Here is a 13,226-nt window from a genome sequence, read left to right on the forward strand (position 1 = left end):
TTTCTCAACCGGCTTCCACGGCTCTGAAACTAAGCGTTGTTGCGTTCCAGAGCGGCAGAGACAATGCGCAGAGCCTGAGCCCGTGGCATCCCCAAATCACGCACGACGGCGGCATAAGAGTCCGCGGCGTCGGCCACTTGGGCGGCAATCTTGTCACCGCCGGAGGCAATGGCCGTGCCGCTGCGCCCCGCTGTGATCACAATGCCTGCCTGCTCCAATTCCCGGTAAGCCCGGGCAACAGTGTTGGCCGCGACCCCTAGATCTCCGGCCAGCGCACGCACTGAGGGCAGTTTGGTGCCCACCGCCAGCTCACCTGAAGAGGCTAGATCCAGAATCCGCAGCCTGACCTGTTCAAACGGTGGCACCGTCGATTCCAAGTCCAATCGCCACCTGCGCATCAATACATCCATGGAGTTCATGCCCGGCTCACCTCTTCCACCATTGGATCGCCAAATTGGCTCATATACAGATCGTAATAGAAACCCCTGTGAGCGAGCAGCACGTCATGGCTGCCCTGCTCAATAATGCGACCACTCTCCATCACCAGTATGAGGTCGGCATCGCGAATAGTGGAGAGTCTGTGAGCAATAACAAAGCTGGTCCGATTGGCGCGTAGCCTGTTCATGGCCTGGCGGATCATGACTTCGGTGCGGGTATCGACGCTGCTGGTGGCCTCATCCAGGATCAGAATGCCCGGCTTGGCGATCCAGGCCCTAGCAATCGTCATGAGCTGACGCTGTCCCTGACTCAGCCCGCCGCCGTCGTCCGCCAGGACCGTGTCATAACCATCAGGAAGGGAACGCACAAAGTGGTCCACGTGGGTTGCCACGGCCGCTTCCACAATTTCTTCCTCTGTGGCGCCCAGTTTGCCGTACGCCAGGTTCTCCCTGATGGTGCCACCAAAGAGCCACGCGTCCTGAAGGACCATGCCGAACTGGCTGCGCAGGTCATCTCGGCTGAGGTGGGCCGTGTTGACGCCGTCCACCGTAATGGTGCCAGAATCAATCTCGTAGAAGCGCATGAGCAGGTTCACCAAGGTGGTTTTACCAGCACCTGTTGGCCCCACAATGGCCACGGTCTGCCCCGGCTCGGCCACGAGGGAGAGGTCCTTGATGAGCGGATCCCCCGGCGTGTAGCCAAAGCTGACGTGATCAAACACCACGCGACCCTCGGGTTTGGCAAGCGTCGCGGCCGGGACGTGATCAGGTGTCTGTTCCGTGGCATCGATCAGGTCAAACACGCGCTCGGCCGAGGCAACACCAGATTGGAGCAAGTTGATCATGCTAGCGATTTGAGCCATGGGCTGGCTGAATTGGCGCGAGTACTGGATGAACGCCTGAACGCTACCAATGGTGAGAACACCTTGGGCGACCTGGATCCCGCCGAGAACTGCCACCACCACGTAGTTGAGGTTGGAGATGAAGTTGGTGCTGGGCATGATGATGCCTGAGATGAACTGGGCCTTGGCACTGGATTCGTACAAGGAATCGTTGGAGACCCGGAATTTCTCAATGGCCTGCTTTTGCTGCCCGAAGGCCTTGACGATCTCGTGGCCCGTGAACATTTCCTCCACATGACCGTTGAGCTCACCGGTGCTCTTCCATTGAGCCGCGAACTGCACCTGCGAGCGCTTTGCGATCATGATGGTGATGATGGCGATGATGGGCACCGTTACGAGAGAGATGCCAGCCAGGAGGGGCGAGATGGAGAACATCATGCCTAGGACGCCGCATACCGTCAGGACGGCGATGAGGATCTGCGTCAGTGTCTGGTTCAGGGTTTGTGAGAAGTTGTCGATGTCGTTGGTGACACGTGAGAGGACATCACCGCGAGATTCCTGTTGGAAGTGTGACATCGGCAGGCGGTCCAGCTTCGCCTCGATGTCGCGACGCAGCCTGTACATGGCTCGCTGGACAATACCCGTGGTGACAAACCCTTGACCCCAGTTGAAGAAGAAGGCCGCTACATACAGGCTCAGGACAATCATAAGGACCTGACCGAGGGCGGCCAGGTCCATGCCTTGGCCCGGCACCACGTTCATGGCGTTGAGCATATCCGCCAGTTGCCCTTGTCCCCTAGCGTGCAACTCGGCCACGGCCTGGTCCTTGGTGGTGCCAGCGGGGAACTGGCCGAGCATCTTGCCCACCACTCCGTCAAAGATGATGTCGGTGGCGTTACCGAGGATCTTCGGGGCAACCACTGACAGCCCGACAGAGATTGCTGCCATGATCACCACCAGGGTGATGCGTAGCTTGTCCGGGGCCATGAGCCCCAGGATTCGTTTCAGGCTCGGGCCAAAAGCTATGGCCTTTTGTGGTGGGCCACCACCGCGGCCTCCGCGCATCATACTCATGAGTGACCCCCTTTACTGCCAAAGTCTGCTTTACCCGAGATTGCCCTATCGGCGTCTGCCTGATCAGGCTCCAACATCGGGGAACCGGAATCCTCGTCAGCTCCTAACTGGGAGTTGACGATCTCTTGGTACGTGGGGCAGCTCAGCAATAACTGCTCATGGCTTCCTTGACCTACTAGGAGCCCCTCATCCAGAACCAGAATGTTGTCTGCATCCTTGATGGTGGCGACCCGTTGTGCCACCACCAGGACTGCCGCTTCTCGGGTTACCGGTTTCAGCGCCGCCCGCAGCTTCGCGTCAGTGGCGTAGTCCAGGGCGGAGAAGCTGTCATCAAAAAGGTACACGGACGGTGCGGCCGCAATGGCGCGGGCAATACACAGCCGTTGGCGCTGTCCACCGGAGACATTGGAACCTCCCTGCTCTATAGGGGCATCCAAGCCTTCAGGCATATCCCGGACAAAGTCCGCGGCCTGCGCCGTCTCCAGCGCCTGCCAGAGCTGATCGTCCGTAGCCTCTGGGTTCCCCATGCGAACGTTGCTCGCCACCGTACCCGTGAACAAGTAAGCCTTTTGCGGTACCAGCCCAATAGAGCCACGCAGTGCGCTCAGCGTGACGTCCTTGATGTTGTGCCCACCCAACTCGATGCCACCCTCGGTGGCGTCCAGGAGCCTTGGTATGAGGTTCACCAGCGTGGACTTACCACTACCGGTGGAGCCAATGATCGCCGTCGTGCTTCCCGGAGATGCCGTGAAGCTGACTCCGGAGAGGACGGGTGCCTGCGCGCCAGGGTAGGTGAAGGTGGCGTTTGTGACGCTGAGGCGGCCATCGAGCCGAGTCACGTCTACGGCGTTAGGGCCATCCACCACGCTGGCTTCAGTGTTCAAGACCTCCATGATGCGTTCGGCGCTGACGGCCGCGCGCGGGATCATCATGAACATGAACATGGCCATCATGACTGACATCAGGATTTGCATGATGTAGCTCAGGAATGCGGTGAGGGCGCCGATCTGCATGTCGCCGGCGTCAATGCGCTGCCCGCCAAACCACAACACACCCACGCTAGTCACATTGACCACGAAGAAGATGGTGGGGAACATGAGCGACATGAGCCGGCCTGCCCGTAACTGGGAGGAGGTGAGGGCGCCGTTGGCGGTGGCGAAGCGATCGGCCTCGTAGTCGCGGCGACCGAAGGCACGGATGACGCTGATGCCGGTAATTTGTTCACGTAGGACACCGTTGATGTCATCGAGTTGGTGCTGGACTTTGCGGAACGTGGGGACCAAGACGCGCACAATCAGGCCGATGACAATGATCAGCACGGGCAAAATGACCAGCAACAACCCTGAGAGCGGTACATCCTGGGCCATGGCCAGTACGATCCCACCAATACACATGATGGGCGCCATGACCATCATGGTGAAAGACATCAGTGTCAGCATTTGAACCTGCTGGACGTCGTTAGTGGTGCGGGTGATCAACGACGGCGCGCCAATGATGCCCACTTCTTGAGAGGAAAACGTCTCCACTTTGTTGAACAAGTCACGGCGAATCGCCCGTCCCACACCCATGGCCAAGCGGGCACTCAGATACGTGGCGGCGACTGCGCAGACCACCTGGCCGGCCGTGATCACCAGCATCCACAGGCCCAGATTCATGATGACGTCGATCTGCCCCTTGACCACGCCATCGTCAATGATGTCTGCGTTGAGCGTGGGCAGGTACAAGGTGGCGAGGGTAGAGAGGAGTTGCAGCAGCACAATCGCAATCAATGACACCTTATGCGGCGCCAGATTACGGGCGATCAGTTGAAACAGCACCTATCCTCCTGGTGGCATCACGAGCATGTTCTAAGTCCAGCTATCAAGCTACTCCTCGCGGCATGAAAATGTCAGTTATCTGGTGCCTGTGAGTTTGCCGTGGCCTGTCGCGGCCTGGGGGACGCGCTCGCGGTCGGGGACACGGGCGCTCACGTGAATTGGCCGGTTCTAAGCCCCGGAACCGGCAATTTGGCCGCGCAACCACCTCGAGTGTCCACATAACGTACGCTACGAGCCGAATTCGGGCTTCAAACGTACGTTAAGTGGACACTCGATCAGCGGAGCGGAGCTGCCCCAACGGAAAGGGACGGCGCTCGCGGGTTCGGACAGCCGTCTAAGACCATCCGAACCGGCAAGCGCCGTCACTTTTCCGTCAATCGTCCGGCAACCGGATAATCGGGAGCGGTTTCCTAGGCGACAACCTGCCGCTTGGAGGAGATGACGCCGGTATCGAAGCCAGCCAGGTGCAGTCCACCATGGAAGCGGGCGTGTTCAATCTTCACGCAGCGGTCCATGACCACTTCCATACCGGCGGCTTCAGCCTTCGCCGCAACGTCCTCGTGCCACGAGCCCAGCTGCAGCCACAGGGTCTTGGCCCCGACGGCAATGGCTTCATCCAGGACGGTGGGCAGATCATCATGGCGGCGGAACACATCCACCAGATCAGGATCCTCCGGCAAATCGGCCAGTGTCCTGTACACCGGCTGGCCCAGGATCTCCGTAGCCACAGGGTTCACAAAGTAGACCCGGTAGCGGCTAGAGGAGAGCAGGTAGGTAGCTACGAAGTAGCTGGCCCGTGACGGTTTATCCGAGGCGCCCACAATGGCGATGGACTGCGTCTTGCGCAAGATGGCGAGGCGTTCCGGAGCCGAAGGGCCAATCCGCGTGCGTGCCGGCGTGCTAGCGGTGCTCATGCGTTTGCTCCGATCGTGCAGGACGGTGCTGCTTCGTCATCAGAATCGTCAGTAGCCTGCGCATCAACAGCGCTGCTTGCGATGAACTCCTGGGCAATGGTCAGTGCCTGATCAAGGTCCCACAGGATATCGTCCAGATCTTCCAGACCAATGGAGATGCGGATCAAGTCCTCGGGAACTCCGGCGGCAACAAGCTGCTGCGGTGAGAGCTGCTGGTGGGTGGTGGACGCCGGGTGCAGCACCAGGGTGCGGGAATCGCCAATGTTGGCCAAGTGGCTTGCCAACTGGAGCGAGTCGATGAACTTCTTGCCGGCAGCACGTCCCCCGCGCACACCGAAAGCAAACACGGAACCCACACCCTTGGGCAGGTAGTGCTGTCCACGCTCAAAGTGCGGGTGACTAGGCAGCCCTGCGAACTGAACCCAGGACACGCGCTCGTCGGCTTCAAGCCAGGCAGCTACAGCGGCGGCGTTGCGGAGGTGCTCATCCATGCGCTGCGGCAGTGTCTCCACTCCCTGCAGCAATTGGAAGGCAGACTGTGCCGAGAGCGCGGGACCAATGTCGCGCAACTGCTCCGAGCGCAGCTTGGTCAGGAAACCGTACTCGCCAAAGTTGCCCCACCAGGACACGTTGCCGTAGGAAGCTACGGGTTCGGTCATGGACGGGAACTTGCCGTTGCCCCAGTTGAAACGACCGGATTCCACCACCACGCCACCCAAGGTGGTGCCGTGCCCGCCCAGGAACTTCGTGGCCGAGTGGATCACAATGTCGGCACCGAATTCAATGGGCCGGATCAGGTACGGGGTGCTCAGGGTGGCATCAACCACCAAAGGCACGCCGGCTGCATGCGCCACGTTGGCCAGTCCCTCAAGATCGGCAATGTCACCGGAGGGGTTCGCCACGATCTCCGTGTACACCGCCTTCGTGTTCTCCTTGATCGCCGCAGCAAAATCGGCCGGATCATTGGAATCGATGAAGGTGGTCTCCACACCGAAGCGGCGCAGTGTCACATCGAGCTGAGTAATGGTTCCGCCATAGAGCTTGGACGAGGCCACAATATGGTCCCCGGCCCCAGCCAATGCAGCAAAGGTGACGAATTCCGCGGCCATGCCCGACGCCGTCGCAACAGCACCGATGCCACCCTCCAGAGAGGCTATGCGCTCCTCAAAGGCGGCCACTGTGGGATTGCCAATGCGTGAGTAAATGTTGCCGTACTTCTGCAGCGCAAAGAGGTTGGCGGCGTCGTCGGTGTCCTTGAACACGAAGGACGTGGTCTGGTAGATGGGCACCGCGCGGGCGCCATGCTCCGAATCAGGCGTGCCGCCAGCGTGCAAAGCTCGCGTGCGGAAACCGAAAGAATGTTCAGTCATTAGACACTCACCTTGTCAAAGTTGGTGATCGGCAGCAGGGAGGTATCCAGCTCGGTGCCGTGCTTGCGAGCCAAATCGGCCTCGAGTTCGCGCACAATAGGCATGACGTCCCGCCCAAAAGCGGCCGTTTCTTCCTGGAAGTGCAGGTAGCCAGTCAGCAGCAGGTTTACGCCGCGCTTCTTGTACTCCACGATGCGGGTGGCGATCTGCTCCGGGGTGCCGATCAGTTCGGTCTTGAAGCCGTCGTTGTACTGGATCAGGTCCTCGAAGGAGGAATCTGCCCACATGCCCTTGCCATCCTTGGTGGAGGCTCCGGCTTCCTTGACTGCGGCGGCGAAGCCTTCCACGGCGGGACGGTGTGCCTTGGCTACGATCTCGCGCAGGGTCTCGCGTGCTTCCTTTTCCGTGTCACGAGCAATGACGAAGCCGTTGAGGCCAAAGCGCGGCTTGCGGCCGGACTCGGCAGCTGCGGCCAACACGCCGTTGACGTTTTCGGTGTAACCCTCCAAGGTGCGGCCATTGGAGAAGTACCAGTCAGCCACGCGGCCTGCAGTTGCCTGGGCAGCGGTGGAATTACCGCCGAAGAAGATCTCCGGGTGGGGGCGTCCGGGCACGTCAACGGGTGCCGGATTGAGCGTGAAGTTATTGATGTTGTAGTACTTGCCGGCCTGTGAGAAGTCCTTCTCCGTCCAGAGCCCCCGCAGCACCCGGATGAATTCCTCGGTGCGGACGTAGCGTTCGTCGTGCTCCAGCCAGTCGAGACCAAAGTTGACGAACTCGTCTTTGAGCCAGCCGGACACAATGTTCACGGCGGCGCGGCCGTTGGAGAGGTGATCGGCAGTGATGATGAATTTGGCCAATACGCCGGGGTGCCACATGCCCGGGTGGACTGCGGCGATAACCTTCAAGCGCTCCGTCGCACCGAGCAGGGCGAGGGAGAAGCTCGTTGCCTCATGCTGCTGATCGGCGCCGTAGGAGGCGGCGTAGCGAGTCTGGGTCAGGGCGCACTCGAAGCCGCTATTTTCAGCGATCTGAGCCAGCTTCTTGTTGTACTCAAAGCTCCAGTCGGTGCGCTGCTCGATGGTGCTCACCACGAGCCCGCCGGAAACGTTGGGCACCCAATAGGCAAATTTGAGCGGGGTGGCGAGGTCTGCAATGTTTACGGGAGCGATACTCATGAGTGATCCTTCTTTTTGTACTGGGTAACGGCGGCAATAATTCCGGCCATTGATTCTTCGTTTTGCAGCGAGGTGGCATCGCCCAAGGGCGTCTCCTCAAACATTTGGGTCAGCAGCCGTCGCATGATTTTCCCGGAACGAGTCTTGGGAACATCGGGAACTACGACGACGGCTGCTGGCTTGGCAATAGGCCCAATCTTGTGTGCCACGTGGGCACGCAACTGCTCCTGGACTTCCGCTGTGGAGTGCGATTCGGTGTCCGCCAGGACCACGAAGGCCACCACGGCGTGGCCGGTCAGCGCATCAGTCACCGGAGTGACACCAGCTTCAATGACATTGGGATGAGTGATCAGTGCCGATTCGATTTCGATGGTGGAAAGCCGGTGACCGGAGATGTTGATGACATCATCGATGCGGCCCAGAATCCAGATATGACCGTCGGCGTCATACCGGGCGCCATCGCCAGCAAGGAAGTAGCCTTGCGCCGCGAACTTACGCCAGTAGGAGTCCAGGTAGCGCTGCGGGTTTCCCCACACCGTCCGGGCCATGGCCGGGCCTATCCCGTCAACCACAATCAAACCCTGGACATCGTGCGCAACGTCCGTTCCGGCGTCGTCCACGATCCGGACACTCACGCCCGGCATGGCACGGGAGGCACAGCCTGGTTTGAACTCGCTGTCACCGGGACGCGGGGAGAGGATGGTGGCTCCCGTTTCTGACTGCCACCAGGTGTCCACCATGGGCAGAGTGCCGCCACCGAGTTGATCGCGGAGCCAGTTCCACGCCTGCGGGTTGACGGCCTCACCGACGGTTCCGAGCAGGCGCAGGGAGGACAGATCGTGGTGGGCCGGGACGCCGTCGGGGAACCAGCCCATGAGGGAGCGGACTAGCGTTGGCGCCGTGTAGTAGCTGGTGACACCGTAGCGTTCAATGATCTCAAAGTGGCGGCCAGGGTGCGGGGTGTTGGGGGTGCCTTCGAAGATGACTTGGGTGACGCCATTGCTCAGCGGCCCGTAAATTTCGTAGGTGTGCGCCGTGACCCAGGCAAGATCGGCCGTGCACCAGTGAACATCTTGATCGCGCAAATCAGGATCAGGGTTGCTGAACAGCAGTTCGTGAGTGTAGGACGCTTGGGTGAGGTAGCCGCCGGTGGTATGAACCAGGCCCTTGGGCTGGCCGGTGGTGCCGGAGGTGTACATGATGAAGAGCGGTGTTTCCGCGTCAAAGTACTCTGCAGTGTGCTCCGTGCTGGCCAGGTCAACCGTCTCATGCCACCAAATGTCCCTACCCTCGGTCCACTCAATGTCGGAGCCTGTGCGGCGCACCACGAGGACGTGCTCAATAGAATTTTCGCCCGAGACCGCGGCGTCTGCGTTAGCTTTCACGGGAACGGCTTTGCCGCGGCGGAACTGCCCGTCGGTGGTGACCAGAAGCTTGGCTCCGGTGTCTTCAACACGGAACTTCAGCGCTTCGGCCGAGAACCCGCCAAAGACGAGCGAGTGGACGGCGCCAATCCGGGCCACAGCCAAGGTGATGATGATGGTTTCGGCAATGACGGGAAGGTAAATGACCACGCGGTCACCCTTGCCAATGCCCAGAGCTGTCAGCGCGTTTGCTGCCTGGCACACCTCATCTTGGAGTTCCTTGTATGTGATGGCCCGGCGGTCACCGGGCTCGCCCTCGCAGTACAAGGCAACTTTTTCACCACGGCCGGCGCTGACATGCCGGTCTACGCAGTTGACGGCGGCGTTGAGCTTGCCTCCGGCAAACCACTCAATACTGGGGACGCGAAGTTCGTCTGTTACCGGGTCAAAGGCCGAGACAAAGGTATGGTCCGTATGCCAGGGCTGTGCCCAATCGAGCCGCTGGGCTTGTTCGACCCAGAAATTCACTCTGGATGCGTCCTCTTCAGAACGCACCGTACTAGCGGTGGGGGCAATGCTGGTGGTACTCATAAAAACTCCATCAATCCTGGCTTTTGCAGCCTCCCGGAACAGGCATCTATCAATGCCCCCGCGTGCAGGCGTCAGGGTGCGCCATCATGGGTCCAGGTTTATTGCTCGCAAGAAATATTTCTTCATAACTAGACCTCACAAGTGCGTTACACGCCAAATTATCGGGTCATAAATGGTCACTATGTGGAACAAATGCAGTAGAGGGCCACATTTAGTCACCTAAAATCGTCCACTAGTTCACTGGGGTGATAGTTTTTCACTCATGACAGCAGCCGCAGTCCAGGCCCATTCTGGCCGTAATGAAGGAGTTCCCATGTCGCAGTCAACCGTTTTCGCAGAGCCAGAGCAGGCCAATCATCATGGTTTCTCAGACATGCTCAGCGCCGATGACTTCAAATCTGCGTTCCGGAACCATCCTGCCGGCGTAGCTGTCATCACCGCTGACATCGGAAACGGCCCTGTTGGGCTGACGGCAACCTCAGTTATTTCCGTCTCAGCAAATCCGCCTTTAGTGGTATTTTCCTTGTCCTCAGCGTCGTCCTCGACTCCGACGATCAAGCAGGCCGAGACTGTGGTCATCCACCTTTTGGGCGCCGATCAAATCAGCCTGGCCAAGAATTTTGCCACCAGCGGCATCGACCGATTCGCCGACACGTCCATCTGGTCGCGTCTGGTCACCGGGGAACCGGTGCTGCCATCCGCCAACGCATGGATGCGTGGCCGGATTGTCAATCAGATGGATGCCGGCGATTCCACAGTGGTTGCCGTGCAGATTTTGCAGGTGGATCTGCCGGGTGAATCCAGCCGCACAGCAGAACAAGCCCGCCCGCTGGTCTACCACGACCGCACCTGGCACTCTCTGAGCGAAACCTCAGTAGTTCAGTAGCTCCAACCGCGGCAAAGCTCTCACCGGCATTAAAGTAGACATCGTGAGTATTCAAACAGATGTGATTGTCATTGGCGCAGGTGCCATGGGTTCGGCCGCAGCTTTGAGCGTTGCCCGTCAAGGTAAATCCGTGGTGGTGCTGGAACAATTTGCCGCGGGTCACACGATGGGTGCATCGCACGGTGAAACCCGCAATTTCAACACGGCCTATCAAGATGCTGTGTACCTGAAATTGGTCCGTGAAGCCCGCGAACTCTGGGATGACCTGGCGCAAGAGACCGGTCTGAAACTCTTGGACCTGATAGGTCTGGTCAACCACGGCGATATCAAATCTCTGAAGCGCACCCATGACGCTCAGCAGAACTTTGGCCTGGATAGTTTTTTTCTCTCCCCACAAGAGGCAACGGAACGCTGGGCAGGCATGCGTTTTCGCGGCGATGTGCTATACGTTCCGGAAGCCGGCAGGGTCCGAGCTGCCACGGCACTGCAAGCGTTGCGGCAGGCCGCCGAATCCCGCGGTGCAAGCTTCCACTACACATCACCTGTCCGGGACATCACCGTCTTGGGCCAAGACCTTGTCGCAGTTGTCACTGACGCCGAGGAATACCGTGCCCCACGTGTCATTGTCACGGCCGGTGCCTGGACTCGTAAGGTGCTTACTGGGTTGGTGGAACTCCCCCGCTTGGTGGTCACCCAGGAACAGCCAGCCCACTTCCGCCTTCTCAGCAATGATCATCAGTGGCCAAGTTTTAACCACAACCCTGATCCGGGAGTAACAGCCGATGACTATTGGTACAGCCCTACCTACGGCATGCTGACCCCGGGGGAAGGGATTAAAGTCGGTTGGCACGGTGTTGGTCCGGTGGTGGATCCGGATGCGCGGAATTTCACCGCGGAGGACACGCAACTTGAGGCGCTGCGACGCTACGTGCGCGAGTGGTTCCCCGGTTTGGATGCCGAGCAGTGCGAACCCATCAGTTGCACCTACACGTCAACCGATTCCGGAGACTTTATCCTGGATCGATTTGGACCAGTGGTGGTTGGCGCTGGCTTCTCGGGCCATGGCTTCAAATTCACACCGGCCATTGGCCGTGTGCTGGCTGATCTTGCTGATGGCGTCTCTGCCCCGGAGCTCTTCCAGGTGCCTCGCCAACAATGAAACTCCCTGTCTCCCGGCAAACTCAGCCGTAGACTTCGAACGCCACGGCGCCGCCGGCAGTCACCATGTCTATTTGCTTCCGCGCCTGTTCCTCCACCGGTGCGTCGCTGAGGGCGCGGAGGTACTCGCGGTGTTCAGCCAAGGACGCGACGGCTTTGTCAATGCTCATGGCCGACACGACTTGGGTGTGCGTAGGCTGCGGTGAACTGATCGCAACCCAGCGGACCTTGTGGCGGGCTAGGCCTTCGTCGAGCAATTCCGGGAAGATCCATTCGTTGTCTGCGTCGCCAACAGCGTCCAGCACCGCGCGGCCCACAGCCCTGTGATCGGCGGAGTTCCATTGGCCCGGACCCCATTCATCCCGGTGGTTCAGGGTCAGCACCACGTCTGGCCGCGCGCGGCGGATCTCCCGTGCAAAGTCTCGGCGCAACGCCATACCACCCTCAATCCGCCCGTCCGGGTGATCGAGAAATACTAGATCCGTGACGCCCACCCGGGCGCAGGCGTTCTGCTGTTCCAGGGACCTCAGCGGACCGGACTGCCCCGGCGGCATGCCAGCAATCCCTGCCTCACCACGGCTGGCCAGCACATAGCTGACCGCTTTGCCCGCCGCCGTCCACTGTGCCACCGCGGCGCCCATTCCATATTCGGGGTCATCTGGGTGCGCCACCAGAACCAGGGCGCGTTGCCAGTCCTGCGGAAACTGTTGAAGACCCGTCATTGTTTCTCTCCCACCATGAAAATGCGCCGGAACTCAAAGTTGCTGCCATGCTCTCCAGCAGGATAGGCCTTGGCCACCACTGCGGCGTACTCGTGCTCGAACGCCGTAGAGTCGCTTGGCGACAGAGCACCTAGGACGGGCCTCAGCGCTGTGCCGCGAACCCACTCCAGGACCGGGTTTTCACCCTGCAGTAGCTGACTGTACGTTGTCTCCCACACATCCACCCTGGCCCCACCCTTCAGGAACAACTCCTGATAGAGCGCAGGTTCGGCCACTGCATCCTCGTGCCGCAGAACCCCGCCCAGTTGCTTGCGCCACCGGGCGCTTTGAGCGAGCTCTCGCATCAAGACGTGCGACGGCGCTCCAAAGTTTCCCGGTACCTGCACTCCCAGCCACGCGCCAGGGTGCATGGCCGCCAACCAGCCCGACATGAGTTCGCGGTGTTGCGGGACCCATTGCAGGGCGGCATTGGAGACAATAACATCCGTCTCGGGTGTGGGCGCCCACGAGGCAATGTCGCCTTGCACAAAAGCGAGCCCAGGCGCAAGGTGTGGGCTGGCAGCCAAGGGGGTGCCGCCGTCGTCCGCGGAATGAGCAGGCGCAGCGGAAGCGCCGGGGATCAGCGCCTGCGCCTGCGCCACCATGGCGGCCGAACTGTCCAGGCCCAGCACGGATGCCTGCGGCCACCGCTGCGCCAAGGTGGCCGTGAGATTGCCCGGGCCGCAGCCAAGATCAACCACCTGTGCAGGGGCCGCAGCCCCAATGCGGGCGGTCAGATCGAAGAACGGCCGGTCGCGGAAATCGCCGAACTTACGGTACTGAGTTGGTTCCCATAGAAATGGTTGATCTGTCATGGCGTTATCTTGCCACAGC

General features: G+C 60.2%; 11 protein-coding genes. 2 read left to right on the forward strand and 9 right to left on the reverse strand.

Annotated features, from left to right (window positions below):
- Positions 1-29: 29 nt before the first annotated feature.
- The 7 genes from CXQ93_RS11455 to acs all read right to left on the reverse strand — a co-directional run bounded on the left by CXQ93_RS11455 (position 30) and on the right by acs (position 9,587).
- Positions 30-419, reverse strand: a complete 390-nt coding sequence (locus CXQ93_RS11455) for a GntR family transcriptional regulator (protein ID WP_258068900.1) — start codon at positions 417-419, stop codon at positions 30-32.
- Positions 416-2,353, reverse strand: coding sequence for an ABC transporter ATP-binding protein (locus CXQ93_RS11460; protein ID WP_104110544.1), 1,938 nt, complete (start codon positions 2,351-2,353; stop codon positions 416-418). The genes CXQ93_RS11455 and CXQ93_RS11460 overlap by 4 nt, the downstream gene beginning before the upstream one ends.
- Positions 2,350-4,170 carry an ABC transporter ATP-binding protein gene (locus CXQ93_RS11465; protein ID WP_181036133.1) on the reverse strand — a complete coding sequence of 607 codons (1,821 nt, stop codon included), beginning with the start codon at positions 4,168-4,170 and terminating at the stop codon, positions 2,350-2,352. The genes CXQ93_RS11460 and CXQ93_RS11465 overlap by 4 nt, the downstream gene beginning before the upstream one ends.
- Before the next feature lie 410 nt (positions 4,171-4,580).
- A complete protein-coding gene (locus CXQ93_RS11470; RefSeq protein ID WP_104110545.1) occupies positions 4,581-5,084 on the reverse strand; it encodes a CoA-binding protein in 504 nt (167 codons plus the stop codon).
- Positions 5,081-6,454 carry an O-acetylhomoserine aminocarboxypropyltransferase/cysteine synthase family protein gene (locus tag CXQ93_RS11475; RefSeq protein WP_104110546.1) on the reverse strand — a complete coding sequence of 458 codons (1,374 nt, stop codon included), beginning with the start codon at positions 6,452-6,454 and terminating at the stop codon, positions 5,081-5,083. Before CXQ93_RS11475 ends, CXQ93_RS11470 begins: the two co-directional genes overlap by 4 nt.
- Entirely contained in the window at positions 6,454-7,632 is a 1,179-nt protein-coding gene (gene sfnG, locus CXQ93_RS11480) for a dimethylsulfone monooxygenase SfnG (RefSeq protein ID WP_104110547.1), read from the reverse strand. The genes CXQ93_RS11475 and sfnG overlap by 1 nt, the downstream gene beginning before the upstream one ends.
- On the reverse strand, positions 7,629-9,587 hold the full coding sequence (gene acs / locus CXQ93_RS11485) for an acetate--CoA ligase (RefSeq protein WP_104110548.1): 1,959 nt from the start codon (positions 9,585-9,587) through the stop codon (positions 7,629-7,631). Before acs ends, sfnG begins: the two co-directional genes overlap by 4 nt.
- A gap of 313 nt (positions 9,588-9,900) precedes the next feature.
- On the opposite strand from acs, the gene CXQ93_RS11490 reads away from it, so the two are divergent.
- Together CXQ93_RS11490 and CXQ93_RS11495 are read left to right on the forward strand one after the other, a co-directional pair.
- A complete protein-coding gene (locus CXQ93_RS11490; RefSeq protein ID WP_104110549.1) occupies positions 9,901-10,473 on the forward strand; it encodes a flavin reductase family protein in 573 nt (190 codons plus the stop codon).
- 49 nt (positions 10,474-10,522) lie between these two features.
- Complete coding sequence (locus tag CXQ93_RS11495; protein WP_104110676.1) at positions 10,523-11,632, forward strand: FAD-dependent oxidoreductase; 1,110 nt, start codon at positions 10,523-10,525, stop codon at positions 11,630-11,632.
- A 22-nt stretch (positions 11,633-11,654) separates the two neighbouring features.
- Here the strand turns inward: CXQ93_RS11495 and CXQ93_RS11500 are convergent, their stop codons facing one another.
- Together CXQ93_RS11500 and CXQ93_RS11505 are read right to left on the reverse strand one after the other, a co-directional pair.
- Complete coding sequence (locus tag CXQ93_RS11500; RefSeq protein WP_104110550.1) at positions 11,655-12,353, reverse strand: PIG-L deacetylase family protein; 699 nt, start codon at positions 12,351-12,353, stop codon at positions 11,655-11,657.
- Entirely contained in the window at positions 12,350-13,207 is an 858-nt protein-coding gene (locus tag CXQ93_RS11505; RefSeq protein ID WP_104110551.1) for a trans-aconitate 2-methyltransferase, read from the reverse strand. The genes CXQ93_RS11500 and CXQ93_RS11505 overlap by 4 nt, the downstream gene beginning before the upstream one ends.
- Positions 13,208-13,226 lie beyond the last annotated feature (19 nt).

The organism is Arthrobacter sp. N199823 (assembly GCF_002929705.1).
GTDB lineage: Bacteria > Actinomycetota > Actinomycetes > Actinomycetales > Micrococcaceae > Specibacter.